At 46.6% G+C, this 21,706-nt stretch carries 17 protein-coding genes; 10 read left to right on the forward strand and 7 right to left on the reverse strand.

Annotation, left to right across the window (positions count from 1 at the left end; translation table 11 throughout):
* Positions 1 to 97 precede the first annotated feature (97 nt).
* The 7 genes from mtgA (at position 98) to ACLVWU_RS04440 (ending at position 8,698) form a co-directional block, all read left to right on the forward strand.
* Positions 98 to 844, forward strand: a complete 747-nt coding sequence (gene mtgA, locus ACLVWU_RS04410) for a monofunctional biosynthetic peptidoglycan transglycosylase (protein WP_413577642.1) — start codon at positions 98 to 100, stop codon at positions 842 to 844.
* 302 nt (positions 845 to 1,146) lie between these two features.
* Positions 1,147 to 1,689 (forward strand): protease, encoded by a 543-nt coding sequence (locus ACLVWU_RS04415; protein ID WP_413577643.1) that lies wholly within the window; start codon positions 1,147 to 1,149, stop codon positions 1,687 to 1,689.
* A gap of 8 nt (positions 1,690 to 1,697) precedes the next feature.
* Positions 1,698 to 4,439, forward strand: a complete 2,742-nt coding sequence (locus ACLVWU_RS04420; RefSeq protein ID WP_413577645.1) for a hypothetical protein — start codon at positions 1,698 to 1,700, stop codon at positions 4,437 to 4,439.
* Entirely contained in the window at positions 4,439 to 5,035 is a 597-nt protein-coding gene (locus tag ACLVWU_RS04425) for a hypothetical protein (protein WP_413577646.1), read from the forward strand. The genes ACLVWU_RS04420 and ACLVWU_RS04425 overlap by 1 nt, the downstream gene beginning before the upstream one ends.
* A gap of 46 nt (positions 5,036 to 5,081) precedes the next feature.
* A complete protein-coding gene (locus ACLVWU_RS04430) occupies positions 5,082 to 6,194 on the forward strand; it encodes a hypothetical protein (protein ID WP_413577647.1) in 1,113 nt (370 codons plus the stop codon).
* A 30-nt stretch (positions 6,195 to 6,224) separates the two neighbouring features.
* Positions 6,225 to 7,817 (forward strand): hypothetical protein, encoded by a 1,593-nt coding sequence (locus ACLVWU_RS04435; RefSeq protein WP_413577648.1) that lies wholly within the window; start codon positions 6,225 to 6,227, stop codon positions 7,815 to 7,817.
* Positions 7,818 to 7,819: 2 nt separating this feature from the next.
* Positions 7,820 to 8,698, forward strand: coding sequence for a hypothetical protein (locus ACLVWU_RS04440; protein WP_413577649.1), 879 nt, complete (start codon positions 7,820 to 7,822; stop codon positions 8,696 to 8,698).
* A gap of 59 nt (positions 8,699 to 8,757) precedes the next feature.
* Here the strand turns inward: ACLVWU_RS04440 and ACLVWU_RS04445 are convergent, their stop codons facing one another.
* The 3 genes from ACLVWU_RS04445 to ACLVWU_RS04455 form a co-directional block, all read right to left on the reverse strand.
* Positions 8,758 to 9,525 (reverse strand): hypothetical protein, encoded by a 768-nt coding sequence (locus ACLVWU_RS04445; protein WP_413577651.1) that lies wholly within the window; start codon positions 9,523 to 9,525, stop codon positions 8,758 to 8,760.
* 102 nt (positions 9,526 to 9,627) lie between these two features.
* Entirely contained in the window at positions 9,628 to 10,035 is a 408-nt protein-coding gene (locus tag ACLVWU_RS04450; protein ID WP_413577652.1) for a hypothetical protein, read from the reverse strand.
* Positions 10,036 to 10,116: 81 nt separating this feature from the next.
* Positions 10,117 to 10,380 (reverse strand): hypothetical protein, encoded by a 264-nt coding sequence (locus tag ACLVWU_RS04455; protein WP_413577653.1) that lies wholly within the window; start codon positions 10,378 to 10,380, stop codon positions 10,117 to 10,119.
* A 185-nt stretch (positions 10,381 to 10,565) separates the two neighbouring features.
* On the opposite strand from ACLVWU_RS04455, the gene ACLVWU_RS04460 reads away from it, so the two are divergent.
* Positions 10,566 to 13,061 (forward strand): response regulator, encoded by a 2,496-nt coding sequence (locus ACLVWU_RS04460; protein ID WP_413577654.1) that lies wholly within the window; start codon positions 10,566 to 10,568, stop codon positions 13,059 to 13,061.
* Between the two features lie 11 nt (positions 13,062 to 13,072).
* Entirely contained in the window at positions 13,073 to 13,765 is a 693-nt protein-coding gene (locus tag ACLVWU_RS04465; RefSeq protein WP_413577655.1) for a response regulator, read from the forward strand.
* Here ACLVWU_RS04465 and galE read toward each other — a convergent pair.
* The gene (gene galE, locus ACLVWU_RS04470; protein ID WP_413577656.1) at positions 13,762 to 14,823 is read right to left on the reverse strand and encodes a UDP-glucose 4-epimerase GalE; all 1,062 of its coding nucleotides are present in this window, start codon (positions 14,821 to 14,823) and stop codon (positions 13,762 to 13,764) included. The genes ACLVWU_RS04465 and galE overlap by 4 nt on opposite strands.
* Positions 14,824 to 15,193: 370 nt before the next feature.
* Here galE and ACLVWU_RS04475 point away from each other — a divergent pair, with 370 nt between their 5' ends.
* On the forward strand, positions 15,194 to 16,591 hold the full coding sequence (locus tag ACLVWU_RS04475) for a cellulase family glycosylhydrolase (protein ID WP_413577657.1): 1,398 nt from the start codon (positions 15,194 to 15,196) through the stop codon (positions 16,589 to 16,591).
* A 2-nt stretch (positions 16,592 to 16,593) separates the two neighbouring features.
* Here ACLVWU_RS04475 and ACLVWU_RS04480 read toward each other — a convergent pair whose 3' ends face one another.
* The 3 genes from ACLVWU_RS04480 to ACLVWU_RS04490 form a co-directional block, all read right to left on the reverse strand.
* Complete coding sequence (locus ACLVWU_RS04480; RefSeq protein WP_413577658.1) at positions 16,594 to 18,204, reverse strand: glycoside hydrolase family 44 protein; 1,611 nt, start codon at positions 18,202 to 18,204, stop codon at positions 16,594 to 16,596.
* A 28-nt stretch (positions 18,205 to 18,232) separates the two neighbouring features.
* A complete protein-coding gene (locus ACLVWU_RS04485; protein WP_413577660.1) occupies positions 18,233 to 19,909 on the reverse strand; it encodes a hypothetical protein in 1,677 nt (558 codons plus the stop codon).
* A 95-nt stretch (positions 19,910 to 20,004) separates the two neighbouring features.
* On the reverse strand, positions 20,005 to 21,675 hold the full coding sequence (locus ACLVWU_RS04490) for a glycoside hydrolase family 44 protein (RefSeq protein ID WP_413577662.1): 1,671 nt from the start codon (positions 21,673 to 21,675) through the stop codon (positions 20,005 to 20,007).
* Positions 21,676 to 21,706 lie beyond the last annotated feature (31 nt).

Consider the following 21,706-nt stretch of genomic DNA (forward strand, 5'->3'; position numbering starts at 1 on the left):
TCAGTGGTAAAATTACCAAATGTGACCATGTATCTGGAAGATCATACTAACACCAGGGGCCTCGAAAGGGGACCTTGAATTAAAAGAGTTTGAGCGTTTGAAGACATTCTTGCCAAGACTTAGAAATTTTATTTTCAAAGCAGCATTGCTCTTCTTTGTCAGCAGCATTGGAATTGTTCTTATTTATCGTTTCATTCCTGTCTATGTCACACCACTCATGTTGATTCGTTCTGCACAGTCGATTTTTTCAGATAAGTTTATCGGTATCAACCATGACTGGGTTTCTTTAGACGAGATTTCTCCATCCATTCAAAAAGCGGTTTTAAAAGCGGAAGACTATCGTTTCTTTGAACACAGTGGTTTTGACTTTGTCGCGATTGAAAAAGCGTTGAAGTACAACAAGACTCACAAGCGCATCAAAGGTGCGAGTACCATTTCCCAGCAAACTGCCAAGAATGTTTTTTTGTGGCCCAATCGTGACTGGGTTCGCAAAGGTCTGGAAGCTTATTTTACTGTGTTGATTGAATTCACGTGGCCCAAAGAACGTATCATGGAAGTTTATCTGAACGTGATCGAGATGGGGCCCGGGGTTTACGGTGTCGAAGCGGCTTCACAAAAATACTTTAAAAAGAGCGCAAAGAACTTGTCGTCTTCTCAATCAAGTTTGATTGCGGCCGTACTGCCGAATCCACGCCGCTTCCGTATTGATCGCCCTTCAAATTACGTTGTTCGTCGTCAACAAAAGATTTTGTATCGTGTGAGTCCACCGTTTCCTCGCGAGGAACGCGCTTCGTTTTTAGATTTTTTGGATTTCAAATTTGATTCAGACGAAAATCAAGATTAACAGTTCAGTAATTCGCTCAATGCGTAAAAGCATTTCTTTTTTTTAATTTCTTAGAAGATCTAATCAAATTCTTATATACATCCGTTTGGTTTTTGAGAGTGAAAAGTCGCAAATCAAGGTGTTCTCGTGTCCTGATTCAGGGAACATCGAGAACATTCCATCAATGATCATTACAAAAAAATTCATATGAACTGAAAACGCTCAGGAGTACGAATTGACTCCAACACAAATCAGCATCCCTGAAGTCGAAATGTACGTTATCTGAATGACGCGGGGATGCTCAAGTAACGGAGAAAATTTATATGGACGTAAAACGCGTACTGGTCGTATTGGCCGCGCTATTGATTGGCGTGTCTTCACAGGCAAATGAATTTGATGAGGGAGCTGGTGAGTTCGATCCACCGGCAAGACCCGGTTACAGTGAATCGGATATTCAAAGCAAAATTGAAAACGAAATGTCTATCGCCTGTTCAGGAAATTTGTGCAAGGTCGTCGGGCAGGACAATCAGGGCTCCGGTTGGACAGTGCAATTTCAAGTGGGATACGGGGACTCAAACAGTAACGGCAATGGTGGAGACACAATCTACATCGGTGGAAATAACAGCAACAGAGGCGACAATGGATTCGCCAGCGTCACTGTCACTTATCGCAACTTCAAATGCCGCTCCAACCTTCTGGTCACTCCGGCGGTCTATCGCTTCGTAAATACCTACCTTTACAACATGGTGAATTCCGATGGTTCGGTGAAGCGTAATTTCTCTCCGGCAGATCAAACGGTCATTCTGTTTTACACAACCATGCTTAACAAGGTCAGTGCTTGTGGCATGGGCGGTGTCGTTAATTAGGAGCCTTTATGCGCACTCTGGAACTCTGTAAACATTTGGTGATGACGTTGGTGCTGGTGAACTCCATCGGGGCGAAAGCTCAGTCGATGAATTCGGCATCGGATATTCCGTTCAACAATCTAAGAATCACCAACAGGGCCCAGTGTGCGCTGGATTCCGACATGCCGACGGATTCAGTTTTTCTGGTTTTGGATGGATACAATGCCGGAAAGCTGACGTATTCCTTGGCGAAAAATGTGGGGGCTGATGTCACAGCGATGAGTGCCCAGGGAATGCAGGATTTCAGAATTGCGGTCTCCCGCTTGACGAAAACAGTCGCGAACCGAATTCTGACGGGGACACTGCCGCTTTTGCCCTTGAATTTAAAAACATCAAAGCTTTCCGTTTATAATGGCCTCGCCGAAAAATGTGACAAGAAAACCTACTGCCCGGAATTGAACACGTATCTCGCAAAAATTTGGGAGAACTCCCAAGGGGCGGGTACAGCGTGGAGTAAAATTGATAACTTCACCGCTGCCAACTTTGTTAAAGCAAAACCCCGTGAGCGTGTGGGATGCTATTACCTGAAAAAGTTTTCCGGACTTCAGGGGCACTTGCATACTTCTGCACTGGACGTGGCCTCTCTTCAGGATATGGCCCAGTCTTATCTGAATCAGGACAAAAACATCACGGACTGCGAAGACCGGGAAGCATCCCTGGATTCGCGCAATGCCATCGTTCAAATGAACCTGCAGTTGGATGACGCCGGTGAATTTGATCAATACGGTTTCGATTTTTGGAACAGCGTTAAAATTTACCTTTCGTTTGCCTGGAGATATTCGAGTATTCCAGCGCAAGTCAGTCCTCACATGGGAGAACTATTCAAATCCATCGCTCTGGAGGAATCCGTGATGATGGTGCCGAACGGCTGTAAAAGTGTGGAAAAGCCGTCCTGTGATGCGGAAACTCTTTCTTTGAACAGCATTCGGGAGCTTGCCAAACCCGGAGCGAATCCAGCGGATTCCTTTAAGGAAAATCCGGAAGGCCCGGAAAAAGGGGCTGTGAATAACGGCGCACGTTCCGTGAATGATGATTTCCTGGGGACGCGGGGATATCAGGAAGCTGCCGATTGGGTGGAAAACTTCCGCAAGAACTACGTTCAAAATCGTGGCTCCATGAAAAGCCGTCTGCAAAGTGCGATTCAATTCATGAATGTGATGTCAGCTGCGATGACAGCATCAGAGCTTGCTGAATTCGTTAAACCTTTGGCTTTGACCGGAACCTACAGTCCGTCTCATCGCGATGAACTTTACTATCTTTGTACCGAAACCCGTCTGGCAGCAGATCAGCGTCTTGATTTCATGAAATCCGGTATTGATAAAATTAAAAATCTTTCTGTTATGCAGAAGGCCTTCGAGTCTTCACCTAAATCCCTGGATCAGCTTTCGGCCTACTTTGATTCATCGGGAACCCAGATCGTGGGATTTTGTGATTCCCTGGAACGCAAGAATATTTGGAATGTCGAGGGCTATCAGGTCAACCGCAATGGCTTCAATCCGTGGGCCAAGGAACTATTAAGCATTCCCATGGCCGAGGCAGTGGGGACGGAAAAGCCCGCACTTTCTTTTGGAGCCCCTTTGCTACTTTGGGATAAATCCAAAGCGCCCGAAGGTGGCAATGTCATCTGTTCATCCGGAATTGATTGTGCCCGTAAGATGACCAAGGCCATGGTGGATCTGTATGCGGTTTCCAAGTATGCCGATGCGTTTTTGCCAGTGTCGTCGACCGTGTCTTCTCCCGATATTTTCAATCCTTATGCGGAGCTAAAGGCCTGCAAGATATACGATCCCTGGTATCAGACCCGCCGGGCAAACAAGCGTCTTTTTGCGGATTTGACCAGCACCGCTTTATTTGGCTGGAATGCACTGCCCATGTACGTTGATGTGGATTTCGCAGCACCCAAAGTCACTAGTTTAAAGCAGCTGATCGACAATGGATCGGTCAAGTTTGATCCAGTTCTGCAAAAATCAAAAATGCAGTATTCGATACTGGCGGACTTCGGTCCCTTGGTGGGGGCTCCCTGTGCTGTTTCAATTGCTCCGAACAGTGCCAAGGCTTTTAACTTCTATGCCTTCAACGGCATCACCATGAATTATTGCAAATCAAATTCCGACGGCACGGCCATCGGTGAAACAAATGGCAACGTTAACAATTCGCAGCCTCATTCAAGATCCTATTGCGGTGGTTGCTCCATCAACTTTGTTGGCGTGACTTCCAGTGCGGCAATGACCTCCGGCGGATGGCTGCCCGTAAATCCCATCAAGCTGGGCATTTACTTCTTTAGATCCATTCATCGCTTTGTTCAGGCGAAAAAAGACAAAGTGAACATTCCGATAGCCAGCGAGGTGAATCTAAAGCGAGTCGCAGAAACCTATCAGAAGCACGGTTTTATCCCTGAGTACTGTGTCGAGCAGCTGGGAGCGGGTGTTGGGTGCTATCAGAACATTTGTGCCGCAAAAGCCGCGGACTTCTTTGAACGTACAACCGGAAAAAAAGTCGAGGAGTTGGACTGGGATAGCGCTGCGCCCACGACATCTACAATTACCAAATCCGTTTTGATCAGATCCTCACTGTGCAAAGGCGATGTCCGTCTGAAATTCAACTGCACTGATGATGGCAAAAAGTTTTCAACCTATGACAGATTTGGCGGGATGTACGGTCGTACAAAAGAATGCCGCGATGCCCTTGGGCAGAACTTCTGGGGACACTAATGAAGCACATTCTTTTTGTGACAATGATTTTATTGGGTATTTCAAATGCACGGGCGTTCACAGTTGAAAGCGGTTACATCCAAAAGCTGAGTGGTCAGTATGTTAAGGCTACTAAGATTTCCTGTGATGCTTCGACAGGTTCGTACTGTCAGCAAATCTGTGGAGAAGCGGGAAGTTGTCAGCGAATCGAGCCGTATTGCCGGAACTGTGCCGGAACCACTTCGCCACTTTTGCGTCAGTTGTTTACGGAACTTTCCCGGGTTTTCTCCATTCAACAAAAGGTTTCAGATATGCAGCCTTTAATTGGATTTCTATCCGGCGAACGCTACGTTCTTTTGGATCTGAACAGTATCTTTAACTACTACACGCCCGTGGGTGGTGAAGCATTCTTGAATGAGTTGACTCAGTTCTGCGGAGCGAATGCAAATACAGCTTTGCTTGCAGTTTCTCTGGATGAAGTTCATCAGCCGCAAAAGCTGAATTACGTGCTTTGTCGGGATAATGCAGGAAAGACGGCGGCGTTTGATGTCTCATTGCGCACACCGGGTATGGGATTCCGTCTTTTAAAAACACAGATTTATTTCAATTTAAACTGAAAGCATCAGTTTAATTAACAGCCCTTGAATGGGAAGGAGAAACAACATGAAACGTTTTGTTAAGGTATTGGCAACGACTGCCGTATCCTTCATGGCGATGCAAGCGAACGCCATTCAGGTTACCTATACGTTCCGAGTGAACAGCTCGGGACCAAGCATTTATCCGTGTAATGCGGGACTATTAACTGAAAATCCATATAGAGGCGATAAGGCAATCTGCTATACGTCTGATACGCACGAAGCCTGCGATCCAGATTGCGTCGGCGTGGATTGTAAAGGCAATGGCAATGGCAAAGATGGTCCAAATTTGCCAGAACCACATTTTGCAAATCTATTTAATGGTGGTGGCCATAATCCTCCGCCACATACTCCACCAGGTCCACCAAGAAAAAATGTTTGCGAATGTACAACTGAAGCAGGTCGTGAAAACGGAAACTACATTCACGCGACTTACGTTCCGTGGGGTCAGGGCGCTGATCCACATAAGGACGTGATCTCTGGCCAAAGCCCGTACTTTGCACATGTTTTCCCTGGCGAAGTAGATGCGTATAAAAACGTTTTGCAATCATTGTCTTTCAATCTGGGGTCTGAGCTATACACAGCGAAGTACTTCGTTGATATCTGCTATCGTGGATCTCAAATTGATTACGGCACAATCAACACTGGTTGGAACATCCTTGCTGAAACAGCTGTCACTGATTTCGGTTACGCTCCATCAGGTGAAGGCTACAGCAAATTGGCTGACCTCGAAATGAAAGCTTACGTCATCTGCACAACGCAAAATAAAACTTGCGAACACGGCAACTGCAATGATTACGACACGCAAATCAATTCGTCTGAAGTGGCTCAGTACAACACTTCATTCTTGCAGTACTTGAACCAGGGTAAATTCAATTACTCTGACAAATCTGATTGGGAAGACGCTAAAGGCAGCTTCACTCAACTGATCGACAACAAGAATGTTGATTTGGGCAATCATGCAGCAGCGAAATTCTGCAAAATCCGCTACGTTTACTCTGAAACAAACGGTTTGGATAAAAACAAAGCGAAGCACAGAAAATGGCAAAAACATGGCGCAAATATCTGCACGCACACGAAAGTCGAAATGGCTTCCATGGGCAACTGCACAAACTGCGACCATGGTCATAAAGGTCACTAGTTAAATTGAACCTCAGAAGGAGAGTATAATATGTCGAGTAATCTTATGAAGGCACATACAGAAGGCGGCGGCGGACGCTGGTCTCTTCTTCTGGGGGTTTTGTTGTCTCTGGCTGCGCAGTATGCAAATGCTGGTTGCGTAGTGGACAACGACGACCGTATTGAAATTAATATTTCCCCCGAGACTCGCTCTTGGGGGGACTATTTGGGGCAACAACTGGTCTCGGCCTCTCGTGTATACAAATGCCAGGAGGATACCGGACGTTATCTGATGATTTCCCTGGGCGCGACTCAATGGACTCATTCAACAGAAGTAAAAGACACTTATATTTTTGACAATTATGAGCCGGAACGTTGTTCCATTCATAATTCCAGATCTTTTTCTTCATACGCATCCCAACAGTCTAAGGCGAACTTTAGCCGACAATTCAGGTTTCTACGTAATTGCTTCGACATGCGCGTAATCGACATCGGCGGCGCACCGATAATAGCAAAAGAAGATCAGGAATACTGCCAGATTGAAAGACAGCCCGACGGCGCGTTGATCCTGCGGGGAGACATGTGCTTTTTGAAAATCCGGGGGCAAAATCAATTTGCAGTTCAGCCCGTTTTGAAAAACCGCTGTCTGGATCCTGACTATTTACAGTCCATGGGCATCCAGGCGCAGGACATTTACGGCAATATCAATATTCTTACTGCCGGAGACGATTCCGGTTATAGCACCGATGTTGAAAATATCGGAAGCCGGCCTATACACGTGAATATCACACCGAGTGCGAAACTCCTGAATTTGTCAGAGGATTTTGGCACCGGAGTTCCGCGATTCATCACCCACTACAATATCAACGCCGACTGGGGTGCTTTGAAAGTTAAAACTGATTTCGAAACAAAAACGGAGTTTGATCTGTCATTTTTGGTGTCAAACCTTGTTCCTGAAAAATGCAATGGAGCTACATGCACCAGCACATCGAACTATACACAGCCTTTTGTAGGACAAGTGGAGTTGTTCAAGATCAGCAATGGTAAAACTCCAAAACTGATTGAGGAATGGTGGGACGGTGGATTGGTGCCGCCGAACTGGCAGGGCTTTGTAAGGGGAATCAACTACCGCGTAGATGACGCCGTGGTTGAAAACGGGGGGCGCTACAGAATGGTGGCGACATTCCAGGATCCGACAGATGACTATGCGATTTTTTTAAGTGGCCTAAGACAGATGATGTTGCGTATGTACGATGTGACTGGCGCGACGGTTGGCATCGACAATATTCCCGCAATTTCAACCTTGCAAACTTTAGGCGCCATTCCTGAATTCACTGGTACGGCAGCTCTGAATCAGAACAATCAATCTGTTGACCTTGCTGAAACCATCAAAGGTCTGGAAGGCATTATCAGTTCGACGGTGTGGCCACCATATTATGAATCTGTTTGCGATGGTGGGAAATGTGTGAAACTTGGAAAAAGAAAATTTCACCAGCGCCTGATTATGGAATTCACGGTTCGTCGTCCTCAATACGAGGGCGAATACGTGGGTATTGAAGATGTGCGAATGCAGAAGATTTCCCCGGTATTTAATAACTATCCAATGCAAAAATCCGAGTTTGCTAAACTTCGTTGTGGAGAATAGGGATGAAAGCGATTTTATTTTTTTGCACTATTCTGGTTGCCATACTCTCTCGGGCAGAAGTTCAGATACAAACCGCCGTGGATGGTACAACGGGTGAGGAGTTGTTTTTGTGTAACGCAAGCCTAAGGCATGCGACTCTGCAAAATGAACAAGAGTGTTTGAACCTCGAGGATGGAACAGTCTGCAATCCTCAACAGTCCGGCCCAAAAGACGGACCTTGTGTCTGTCGCTCCAAAGTGAATTTTGGCGATCAGATCATGGGTTGGGATCAAAATGGACGATATCAAAGTATCGTGGGACTGAATGATTGGAATTCCCTGATTGGATCCCAGTATGCATTCAACAATAAGCTTCAAAAATTGGAAATTTCATTAGGCAGTGAAAACCTGGGGGCCGAGTATTCGGTGCGTTTTTGTTACTTGGGCCCCCAGGAAGTTTTGGTAAAGCAAGGCACTACTACGAAAGACTTGACGGAAGCAAAGTACCTGGTCGACATCTCATTGGCGGGATCGAATTACAGTCAGGCGTTGGATAAAGTTTATTTCGACTATCATTGTGACTATCGCTATCGGGGCAATCAATCAGGCCCACGCAAGAAAAACGAACTGAGTCCTAATCAGGGGATAGTGGAAAATGATGACAATGGAAGCTTCGCGATCTTTGGAAATGGACCTGGATCACGTCCTGGTTCAGTCAACTTCGTGCAAAGAGCGCTGGTTTTAAACTCTACGTCCACACAAGTTCCGCGTTTCTGCGTCTTCGAATTTAAATTCAAAGAACTATCAGGGAGAAGTCTGGGGCGTGGTGAAAATGCCAGCCAGGTTAACTTCTTGGGGAAGCTTCGAATCTGTAAGCAGGGAACCTGCCCAACATCGCTTTAGTATAAAAAAAAATCCCGCTTTGAGGGCGGGATTTTTCATTCTGAATTTTAATTAAAAAACTATTTCTTCTGAGCTTTAGCAGCCATGTCGATCATGATTTTATCGCATGCTTCCAAGTCAGCTTCAGTGATCTCGTAAACTTCTTTGTTATCAAGATACTTCCAAAGCGCTTCCATTGTTTCTTTTGGAAGGAAGGAAAGAACGTTGCCAGATTGGTACTCGCGCTCTTTTTCGTCATAAAGACCCAAGAACGTTTCGTCACGGAACCAGCTTTGCTTGTTGGCTTTTTGGATTGTCGCCAACTCGTCATCGGAAGGATCGCGTTGTAGGAATTCAAAGAAGAAGCCTGATGGTTTTGCACCAGGCAAGTACCACTCACCCGAGAAAACCTGGATCAGGTTTTCGTGATCATCTTTCAAGATTGGAGTTACGAATTGAACGCCGCGCTCTACCATGTGTTTGTGGAAAGCGATCAAATCCGGAGTGCGCAAAGCCACGTGCTGAAGGTGGGCCGTGTTTTCATGGCCATCCAGCATTTGACGAACGTGTGATGGTTGATCCTTAGGCTCAGAAGGTTGAACCAACGCGAAGATAGTGTTCAATGGATCACCAGCTTTTGGTTCCCAAGTGCCCACGCGAGTTGCGTAAGTCATCGAAACATCTTTTGCGCCATTTTGACCTTTACGCTTTTTTTCATACAAAAGGTCGTCAGGAGTTGTTCCGAAAATATTACGGAAAACAACGTAAGAAAGTTTGTACAATTTTGGATGGAACAACATTGTCATGTGGTCCACAGCAAAGTTCATAAATGCTGGTTTTTGCTTCATATCGGTCTCCTGAATGGTTGGATAGTAGAAATCCTTGCTCAACGGGTCAAGGCGAAAGGCTACCAACCCCGGTGGATTCTGCAACACGCCATTCAGGCGATCTTAGCTACGGGACTTTTTCTTTAAGCCATGAGAGGCCAGATATTCATCTGTTTTTGCACTGACTTCCTCGATCCCACCCGGGGTGTTTTGAAACGAGGATCCCAGTTCTCCGCGAGGACTGTCTTCGGAGCCGCGGTCCGGTATTCCCCGTAAAGAGGAATCCAGCGCGTCGGCAGCCAGGTTCATCTGGTCGACGACATCCAGCTCACCGCGAATAAAATCAGATGGCAGATCCTCCAACGATTCAAACGAACGGTCGGTGTTCTTCATCGCTTTTTTTAGGTTTTTAACATCGACTTTGGATGTCTGGTCTTTGTCACTAAGGATGTTGCTTTCATCCATGTGATTATTTGTGGCTTCACCTAGGTGAAGCCCAGAAAATGAGGGGTTTGCATCGGGAGTAGTCATATAAACCTCGTGGGTAAAATGCTTACGCCCTCATTATATTACAGGATGGGAAAATGCCTTATTTGATTAACGACACATCAATTAGACATCATGCTGGATGTGAGAGACTTCCAAATTTGCGTCCCAATCCACAGTCAATCCAATCAGAGGTTTTTCCTGCATCACAGAGCTTCCTTTTAGAATGTCCGTGAAGTAAACCGCTTCCTCTTGAATGATGGTCACCAATTGGCTGTAGTACAACGGAGCAAGCTCGTTGCCGCATTCGCAGACAAAAAGTGACTGGTCGTGTTTGCTGTGAACAGTGCCGCAGTGTTGGCAGCGGCGAAAGTGCCTTTTGTTTTCCATATACGTACCTCATTAGTAGTAAGTCTAGGATAGGCGGCCTTGGGTCCAGTCACAAGACGCCGTCTCAAAAAAACTGCAGATCTTTTAAACAACTGTTCCGTTCATGAGACTCCAGATCGAAAATGCGGGGTCCAGTTCCCCCTGAGACACTTCACTTCTCGAATTGAAACACCGATGAGAAATGTATGAATTCCGTGTCTTTGTTCAAAACTCTGATCTCCCGATTTGGCGTGGAGCTGTGTCTGCTGGTGCTGGTCGCCGTGGGCTCCTCCATGTTTCAGGAGCATCATTCTTTGCAAAAGGCACTGCTTCCTGAGGCCTCGGTGAATTCATTGCAGAACATGTCGGGCATTTTGCACGACGTGGACCGCGCCAAGAAAGACTACTTCAAGGACAGCACTCCGGAAAAGCTTGCAGTGTTCAACAATCAAGTCACCAGAATCAATGGTGAGCTGGGCAGCTTGTACAAGTCCGTGCAGGGCCGTTATGACTTGCAAATGCAGGTCTATGAACTGAATCAGAATCTGCATAAGCAGTTTGAAACGGCCACTCTTGAAATCAAGCAAAATCACACTGAACGCAAACCTTCGAATATCGAAGACTTCAATCAACGAAAAATTCTGGAAATGCTTCAGGCGCATCGTAAGGCGCAGCAGGACTTCGTGCAGATCGGCAGTTATAGCTTCTTAAGAAGTGAATTGATGTTCGGAATTCTGGCGCTGTTCGGCTTGGTGATTTTGTTAAGCCGTTATTGGCAGCACAAGGATCTGAAGGCCCAACGTGAGATCGCGGAAAACCTGCAGCGTCGTTCCCTGTTGCTGGATACGATTCTTGGCAGTATGAGTGAGGGTATGATCGTGGTAAATAACCAGGGTCACTTCACGCAGTACAATGCTGCCGCTCAACGCATCGTCGGCACCAAGGTGAAGGAGGTCGGTACAGAAACCGGCGCCACAGAGCTTGGCTTCTACGACGATAAACGCAAACTGTACTCCGCAAAGGAATTGCCTTTGCATCGTGCCCTTTATGGCGTGGAAGTCGACGACCTTGAGATCTTTGTTCAGAACTCCACGCATCCTGATGGAACTTTTATTTCCCTAAGCAGCCGTGCCATCAAAGATATTGACGGAGGAATCGCCGGAGCCCTGGTGGTATTTCGTGATATCAGTCGTCGCAAACAAGTCGAGCAGGAGTGGGCAAAGGCCCGTGAAGCAGCGGTTGAAGCCTCACTTAAAAAATCAGATTTCCTGGCAGCCATGAGTCACGAAATTCGCACACCAATGAATGGTGTGATCGGGATGAGTACTCTTTTGGCGGACACTCCCTTGGAGAAAGAGCAGAAGGAATACGTCGGTACGATCAAACGCTCTGCCGAGTCGTTGTTGATGTTGATTAATGATATTTTGGATTATTCAAAAATCGAAGCCGGCAAAATTACACTGGATCCACAGCCCTTTGATCTGAACTTCCTGGTGCATGATGTGGTCGAAATGTTCCGACCGGCTTTAAGCGAAAAGAATGTGGAGCTCGAGTTAAGCATTTCCCAAAGAAGTAATCTATATTATGTCGGCGACCAGGGTCGTATTCGTCAGGTTCTGGTGAATCTGATGGGGAATGCCGTCAAATTTACCACAGCCGGAACTGTGGGATTGGAAGTCTCTGTTCTGGATTCTGCGACAGGTCCTTCATTCCTAAAATTCCAGGTCCGCGATACGGGACTGGGCATGCGTGATGACGAGTGCAAAGCTCTGTTCCAAAAGTACTTCCAGGCGACAGCCGGGAAAAAATTCGGTGGTACGGGATTGGGCTTATCCATCTGCAAGCAGTTGGTGGATTTGATGAATGGTCAAATGGGTGTAGAAAGCGCATATGGCATTGGCTCGACTTTCTGGTTCAGTTTACAACTTCCGGTGAGTTCCGCTGATGAAGTTCCAGTTGTTTCCACCGAAAATCAGTTCGAATCCCTGTTCAAGGGACGAGTTCTGGTGGCAGAAGATCAGGTTATCAATCAGCGTGTGGCGCAAAACTATTTACAGAAGTTTGGACTGCAGGTCGACATTGCCCAGAATGGTCGCATCGCTGTCGAGATGGCCCGCACCGGGAACTATGATTTGATCTTTATGGATTGTCAGATGCCTGTTCTAAATGGATTTGATGCGACCAAGCGCATTCGCGAGGAAGAGCAAAGCCGCAATTCCATGCGCCGAATTCCTATTGTCGCATTGACGGCAGAGGGCACAGTTGCAGACAAAGCACCTTATATGAATGCGGGGATGGATGACTACTTATCTAAACCTATTGAGCTTCCAAGAATGGTCGAAACACTGCAAAGGTATCTGAAGGCCGGTGCTCCACAGGTGATTGATATGGTTGCTTTGCAAAAGCTGCAGAAGTACGCAACCAAAGATGGTGGATTGCTGCAAGCTCTGGTTCAGGAGTTTGAAGCATCCACGCCGGATTTGATTTTGTCAATGCGTGGTCCTGACTTCAGCTCCGCAGCTCATGCTTTGAAGTCAACTGCGGCCACTCTTGGAGCAAAAATTTTGGCAGATCTTTGTCAAAAACTTGAAGACGAAACAAAACCAGAGCACATTAATAAGTGGGTGATGCAGATCGAGGCTGAATTTTCCAGAAGTCTGCAGGATCTTAAGAACTACATCGGCGAAAAAGGGGCAGCCTAAGGAAGGTAACTATGGCCAATATACTTATCGTGGATGATCAAAAAAGTATTCTCATGACACTTGAAGCCCTGTTGACTTCAGATGGTCATTCCGTCGTTCAGGCGACAAATGCCATCGATGCTGTTCATCATCTGACGCAGGAAAAATTTGATCTTGTGATCACCGATGCCATCATGCCCGGGGGCAGTGACGGTTATGCGCTAACTCGCACGATCCGCAAACAACCGCACTTAGGTAAACTGCCGGTAATTCTTTTGACCGGTAAGCGTGAAAAAAGCGACGTGGAAAAAGGCCTTGAATCCGGGGTTAATGACTACATCATCAAACCCATTGATCCCGACATGCTATTAGCTAAAGTTCGCACTATCGTTGCCAGCAATGTAAATCAAACCTCCGCATTCAGTGAAGCAGCGGTTGCAGTGAAGGCCGAGTGGGAAATCAAAAACGAGATCGTCGCGGTTTCAGAACTGGGATTCACCTTGCATTCGTCCGTACCGATGCCTTTGGGTAAAATTCTGCGAGTTAAAAGTACGATTTTCAACGAGATTGGAATTGAGCCCGTAGCGATCAGAATTGATTCCTGCGAGGATTTAAATCCAATTGAAAATGCCTGGAAAATTCACGGACACTTCGTGGGAATCGCTGAAAAAGAACTCACTCCGCTTCGTCTGTTTATTCGATCGAAGCAAAGCAAAGCTAGCTAAAGACCCGAAGGTTGGGGTTTCGGGGGAAGGAAGAATCCCTTTTCAAATCTCCACTTGCGGGGAGCAATCGTAGTAGCAAGGGTCTGTTTCTTTTCCCAATCCAAAGAAGTCTTGCAGATCAAATCCAGATTGTTTCTTTTTGGAGTCCAGCCCAACAGATTGCGCAATTTTGTTGAATCCGCCACCAGATGAGCCGCATCACCATGTCGACGAGCATGGGACGTGATTGCAAAATTATTCCCGCTGACTTTCTGAACCGTATCCAGAACCTGTAATACGGAATAACCGGTTCCATAACCACAATTCAAAACCTGAGACGTGCCGCCCTTAAGAAGGTACTGAAGAGCTAGAATATGGGCATCGACCAAATCTTCCACGTGAATGTAATCACGAACTCCAGAGCCATCAACAGTCGGGTAGTCTGTGCCGAATACAGCGACTTGCTGACGTTTCCCTGTAGCCGCTTCGCAGGCCACTTTAATCAAATGACTGGCATCGGCGGTACGCTGACCGTTTTTGCCATTTAAGGCAGCTCCAGCAACGTTGAAGTATCTTAGAATCACAGACTTGATTCCGTGAGCTGTCTCAGAATCACGCAAAATCATTTCAGCAACATGTTTGGACGAGCCGTAGGGATTGATCGGGCAGATGACAGCGTCTTCTGTAACCATTCCAGTGTGACCATTGCCAGAGCCATATACGGCTGCTGTAGAAGAGAAGATGATCTTATCGACATTGGCGTTCTTGCAGGCCTGAATCAAAGAGATCGTGCCCGAGATATTGTTGTCGTAGTAGTCCAGCGGTTTGGAGATGGATTCAGGAACTTTAAGTTTCGCTGCAAAATGAAGGACTGCAGCCACGTTGTTTTCAACGAGTGCTTTAGTCAGGCGATCAGTGTTGCGGATGTCGCCTTCGATGAATTTTACTTTTGCTGGAACAGCGGCACGGAAACCGGTGCTGAGATTGTCGAATCCGACAACATCGAAGCCCGCGTCCAACAATGCGTTAGTCGCGTGCGAGCCGATGTAACCTGCTGCTCCTGTGACTAGAATTCTCAAGTACGCCCCCGATAAGTGCGGCCAATATATTTTTTTGTATACACGAGTGTCCAGCAAATTCTCTCAGTGAACACGAATGGGAATTACATGGAAATATTTATCAAAGTTGCTGTTTTGAAATCGTGAAGATCTAATTGTCTATAATCAGTTGTGTTTATTCAGCAGTGCTGTTGGAGAGTGTCTAAAGTTAGTACACCATACAATATAAAGTTTAGGATCTTTTTTACATTCGAAAAGATGCAGGACAAATGGACAGGGAAGCCTAGGGATATTCTTTGGGAAACTATCTAACTTTTGTACGTTCCACCATTTCCGCTTAATTAATTCTCTGCCTCTCCGATTTGGTCTTGGTATCCATCGGAGGGCTTCCATGATCCGTTCAATCGTACCCCTAATTACATTACTTCTGGGGGGCTTTAGTGCAACACCGGCATATTCTGCCGCGACATCTTTAACAGGAACTCTTTCATTGGGTAATGTGACTGTTGGCCAATCAAAAATAACGACACTGACTCTTAAAAATACCAGTAAGGCCAATGTGCGTTTGGATAGTTATTGGTTCACTGGTTCGACTGATTTTGCTGTGAGTGGTGGCACCTGTGCTTATAACTCGAATACGGGCTTTATAGTTAAGGCCGGCAAAACCTGTACTGTGATTGCGAAGTTTGCTCCAAAGTTTGCCACGACTTTAAATTCAAAACTTATCGTGGGTTATTTCCTGGCTGCAGGGTGGACGTGGGAAGAGGTCTCAGTTTCTCTGACAGGTAAGGGGCTGGCTGCGACTCCAGCGCCGTCTCCAACGCCGACACCATCACCTAGCCCTTCACCTTCCCCAAGCCCAACGCCGTCTCCTACGCCTGCCGTGGGCTGGTTAAAGGTGTCTGGGAATAAGATCGTAACCAGTGCTGGTCAGCAGGTTATTCTTAAAGGTGTTAACATCGCAGATCCTGAACATTTGAATACCAAGACTTGGGAGCGCCCGGGAGTCACAGCACGCAGCATTGCTAGCGCGGCGACCGATCAGTTCCACGCGAAAGTCATTCGTTTGCCGATTTTGCCAGGTGACCCTGCCTATCCAAACGAAGGTTTCTTCAGCACAACTAACGGCGGCGAAACTTACTTCAAGAACCATATCAAGCCCCTGGTGGATGAGCTTACCGCCAAAGGCATTTACGTGATCATCGATCTTCACTATGTCAGCAACTACGATGCGCTTTACAGCAAAGTGGAAGCGTTCTGGAAGTTCATGGCACCGAAGTTCGCAAATAATCCGTATGTGTTGTACGAAGTTTTCAACGAGCCGATTTATCCTGACAACTGGACAACGTGGAAAAACACGATTGCTCAACCGATCACGACATTGATCCGCACTTATGCGCCAAACAATCTGGTGCTGGTGGGGGGACCTTACTGGTCATCGCACATCTCGGGTGCTGTGAATGAACCAATTGCGGGTGGTAACGTTGTGTATGTGGCCCACGTTTATTCAAATCAAAATGCGACCATGTGGGAATCACGCTATGGTGCCGTGGCTGATAAGTATCCTTTATTCGTAACTGAATGGGGCTTTGAAAGCGGTGGTACGGAGGGTGGAGATATCACCTTCGGCCAAGGGTTCTCGGACTGGATGGCCAAACGTAATGTCAGCTGGACAGTGTGGAGCTTTGATAACATTTGGGGCCCGCGTATGTTCAATCAAGATTGGACATTGAAGCCAGCCCCAGGTGGGATGGGCGAGTTCGTCAGAGATCTGCTCGCCCCTAAGTAAGACTACTGAGTAACTGGAATACCCATTTCTTTCGCGCCGTACTGTTGAACCAGTACGTCGCCGCGATGATCCGGCAAAGTCACAACAGTGACAGACCATGCTGGAAGAACCAAAGAAGTCAGTTTCGTAGAACCGTTTAAGCCTTGGTGGCTCAATGCCGGCTTGTGCGCCACTGTGTCTTTGTTAACCAGGATCACGTTTGTCCCGTTGTTGGTTTTAACAGAGTAAACGTTCACTTTGTCGCCGTAAGTGTCAGTGGATGAAACCACCTGACCCAGGTAGTTGTTCGAGAACAACGAGAACACATGATACAGGCGAGTTTGTTTTTCGCCATTGATCATGCCCCAGGCATCACCACCGCGAGCACCTTGCAGGAAGGAGTTCACGAACGTGTTCAAACCAGCTTCACCCACGCGAGCCACAAGGTCAGCAAGGTAAAGAGGACGAACGATCGGGTGGTATTCCACGTTTTCAGTGGAATCGACACCGAACTCAGTCACAGCGATTTTTGCATTTGGATAGTAGCTGTCTCTCCAACCCTGGAATTTCTGAACGATGCGTGGAGAAATGCCTTTCGGAGAAGCAGAGTCAAACTGATTGATGTAATCCCAGTTTGTCCAAAGGTTCACGGACTCAAGCATACCAGCAACATTCTGTTTGCCAGTGTTGTCTTTGATCACGCTTTCAGAATCAGCAAACTGATTTCTGAAAAGTGGGTAGTAGTGCCAAGTCAAATAATCCAAAAGCTTGTAGCCTTTAGGATTGATTGTGCGGTCTTGCTCGGCCGCTGCCAAACGGTTCAGGAAGTACGGAATGAATTCATTGAACTGACCATTGCCGTATGCACAAGCATAGTGGCCTGGAAGCTGGTAGTTCACCGTGCAATCTGCAGGGTGAGTGGTTTGCCAGTTTGCCCAGCCTTGTGCTGTTTCCGGACCCCATAGTTTCAAATCATTCGCGTCACCGCTGATGGATTCCTGAGCATCACGAAGAGCGATCGCGTACTTGATGTACTTTGCGATGTATTCGTCAGCAGAAGGAATAGCCACACCGTGCACGTCCTGGGAATCCCAAGGTTCGTTGCCCATAAGGATGTGTTTTACACCCAGGCCTTTTTGACCATTCAAATAGCGGATGGCGTTCGCAGCGTGAACTTCATCAGCTGTGTTTAGCATTTTGATGTGTCCGTTGGAATCGTAAGCAGGCTGGGAGCCCATCATGTTCACCTGAAACATCGGAGTTGCTTTGTAGCTTTTTTGCACGAACTCCAAACGGGCAGCAAGTGGGGAATAAACACGCTGGATGCCAGTGATGGACTCCAGGTACATGTTCAAATCCCAGTTGTAAACCGAGTGCAGGTTGCCGCCGAATTTAACGTAGTTAAGATTCAGTGGAGTTACCAGGCTTGCTTTTGGCAGGTGGCTGAAACCATTGGTGTCGGCGCCGTAAAAGCTCTTGGAGATGTAGATGCCGTTCATTTTGTTTGAATCGACAACAACAGCACCGTCAGTTTCAGATGCTGGAGAATTCTGAGAAATCGTGTAGCGGCTGATATTTGCGTGAGCAACAGTTGCGAAGCCCACGATAGAGATAAGTGTAATCAGGTGTTTCATATATTACCTTCTTGCCTTCGTGTTCTGCTTAGTTGTTCACACAGCTAGGAGTGTAGCCGTACTTTTGGTTTTTATAGAAGCGGTTGATTCTTTGACCGGAAACTTCAAAAGTGAAATCCATACCGCAAGTTTTACCCTGCTCGTAGAATGCTTTGAAAACTCCTGGGTTCGACCAAACAGCTTTACCAAGGTTCGCCATGCCCGCAGAGAAACCGTTTCTGTCACGGCCCATTGAAGACTTGATTTGCGCTACGGCTTTCTTAATACCCGCGAATGCACCGTCAACCGAGTTGCCGCGGCAAGCTCTGTCCTGACCAGAAGCATTGTTCGGATCATAGCTGGAAGAACAGTCATTCATGGATTTGATGTTGCCATCAAGAACCGTTGCACGTGCCTGAAGCTTGTTCAGGAATGCGGTGCTGCTGTTACCAAGACCGATGATCGCTCTCATGTATTCATCAGAAAGATTCATGTTCAGGATAACCTGGTTGTATTTCAAAGAATTCGAGAAGTTTGGAACCTTCACGCAAGTTTCAACTTCGTTCGTGAAACCAGTGATGTCTTTAGCAAACTCGATTTGATTTTCCAAACGGCCTTCCTGACCCCAGTCAGATTGGTAGGCGTGTTTGAATTGACCGTAGAACTTCACAGAAGTTTCTTTAGCCAAAACCGGGCCCGTTGCAGTGGAAGTCATTCCACCTTTGAACGAGCGCTCACGTTTGTAGTGAAGACCTACAAGGCGGCTTGCAGATTGCTTAGTGTAAACACCGTAGTCTTTAACCACGTGTTCGTCCCACACAGAAAGTTCTTCTTCGTGGTTGTAGTCTTTGCCTTGGGAGCCGCGCAAAGAAATGATTGGGATGAATGGAGTCGAAAGGCTTACACCGAACGATTTACCGAATTTGCTCAAAGTCGTGTCAGCGATTTTAACTACGCCAGAACCTTCAATTCTTGAAAGGTCATAAGCTTTAGTCGTCTCACCGGCCATGAAGCGTTCAAAAGCTTCTGCATTTTCTGGACGGGAAAGGTCGAATTCGTAGTTGAAGCCTTTGGCTTTTTCAATCACAGCATCAGCGCCCACAGACGTGTAGAACATGCCCGCGCCCACGTTGATGGATTTTACGTATTTTTTAGCTCTCTCAACGTAAACTTTTGTTGGAGCTGTCTTTTCAAGGTAATTCGCCCAACCGCCGGTTGCGACTGCGAATACACCCACGCTGATTGGCTCAGTGCCTGTGCCAAGATAGAATGAAACACCACCTTGGGATTCCCAGTAAGCAGAATCTTTAACATCCCATTTGTTCAACTCACGAACAGTCGTTGGAAGTTTTTTGTTTTTTTCCTGTTCAAGTTCTTTCAAAGTGCGAACTTTACCGAAAGTGATACCGAATTGATTAACCATCGGTCCCATAGAGAATGCAGCCCAAACTTCATTCTTCGGGAACCATTTGCCGATAGAGCCAGTCGCGTTTGCATAGAAGCTGCTTTGTAGGGCCACTTTATAGTCAGTGGTCAATGCGCTATCGACTTCAAGAGTCGGGCACACCACGTTTTTAGTCGGAGTATTGTTCACGATCTGGTTCAACCAGTCGTAGTTCAAGTACCAGCCGTAACCAGTTGACATGTCATTACCAATGTCATTGGCCTTTGCGCCGGAGACAGTCATCAAACCCGCGCACAACAGGGCAAATGAAACCATTTTCATATAACGTTCCTTTATATTCTGTGAAATTCCACGAAATGCGTTCCCAATACCAAAAAATACTGTCAAAGCACATCGAAAAGTGAGGAGGAATTAAACTATTTGTAATTTGTATCCTTAGCGATGCCCATTTGATCTGCGCCGAACTTGTTAACTTCGAAGCCTTTAGCGAATCTGGATGGATTCTGCTCCAGCTTCAGGATTGAAGTCGACCAGCCTGGTACTACATATGTAGCAACCTTACGGGTGTTACCGTTTTTGATATAGATTTGAACGGTTTTGTCCGCAGGGCTTTTATTTACGATAGCCACGTTCACGAACTGCGCTCCTGCAGTTGCGTAAGCGTTCACCACGTCACCCATGTTGTCGTCCGTGGACACCATCGTGCCTTTGAAGTGATTCGTGTAAAGGGCGTAGGTGTAGAAGTTGTTGGTTTTCTTAGTGCCACCCTCAAGCATCGCCCATGGGATGTTGGAGCCTTCTTTATTGCTCAAGGCAAAGTTATTAAAGAAAGAAACGCCTTCTTTCGCCGCGATACCCAAAGTATCAGCAATATATAGAGGACGGATGATCGGGTGGTACGTGTTGCTTCTCCAGTCAGAGTCCACAGCGAATTCGTTGATCACAAGTTTCGCGTTTGGATAGTAAGCCTTCAACCAGCCCTTCATGCGAGGGATGATGTTTGGATTCGCATTTCTGTAAGAGCTGATGTCGATCGTATTCGTGTAAGTGGAGTCATGAAGAAGACGTGTGCCTTCCAGGATTTTGGAAACCCATTGGCGGCCTTCAGCATCTTTTACGATAGAGTTCACATCGTCGATTTTTGTTCTGAAGTTTGGATAGTAGTGGAATGCAAAATTATCCAAAAGTTTATAACCTTTTGGGTTCACAGCCGGGTCTTTTTCCGCTTTTGCCAAACGATCCAGGAAGTATGGAATGAAATGAGTGAAGCTGCCATCACCGTATTTGCAGTCTACCTGACCACGAACAGTCGGACTCCATTGGCAATCTTTTGTGAAGTTACCAGTGTTCCAATCCAACCATGAAGATGAAATTTCAGGACCCCAGATTTTGATGGAGTTCGCATCACCGTTATTTTCTTCCTGAGCCTGGCGAACCGCCACTGCAAACGCGATATATCTTTCGATGTATTCGTCAGCAGAGATACCACTGTCTTCAGAGTACGCTTTTGTATGAGGATGAGTTTCGTGCCATTGTTCCGGCTCGTTACCCAAAGAGATGTCTGTGATGCCAAGTTTCAACTGACCGTTTAGAACCTTGATCATTTCGTAAGCTGATTCTGCATTGAAAGAGTTTTTCAGTACAACGCTGTTACCTTCCAAAATCGGTTGATAACCGGAAAGGTTGATTTGAAAGATACCGCCCACTTTGTATTCACGAAGCAAAGCCGAGATTCCGCCCAAGCCCAAAAGATTGTGAACGCCAGTTTTTGTGTAACTAAGATTGTTCTTCCAGTTGAAAACATCGTACTCGTTACCACCGATACGGATTCTGCCGATTCCCAATTCCTGAACCAGGTTTGCCGCCGGAGGTTGGGAGAATGAATCCAGGTGAGAGCCATAGAAGGCACGGTCAATGGTTTGACCCTTTTTGCTCAAATCCACAACGATTTTTGAAGTGACGTCTTTGCGTTCGTTGAAGTTGTAAGCCTCTGTTGAACGAACGATTCCAGTGCTGCTGCACGCGGTTGCTGTGATCAGTAAACTTCCGCAGAACAGGGCCGCATTTAGCGCTAAGGATTTCTTCATATAAACCTCGTGAAATTTGGCGTAACGATTT

This window comes from Bdellovibrio sp. HCB290 (genome assembly GCF_047305925.1).
In the GTDB taxonomy this organism is placed as follows: Bacteria; Bdellovibrionota; Bdellovibrionia; order Bdellovibrionales; family Bdellovibrionaceae; genus Bdellovibrio.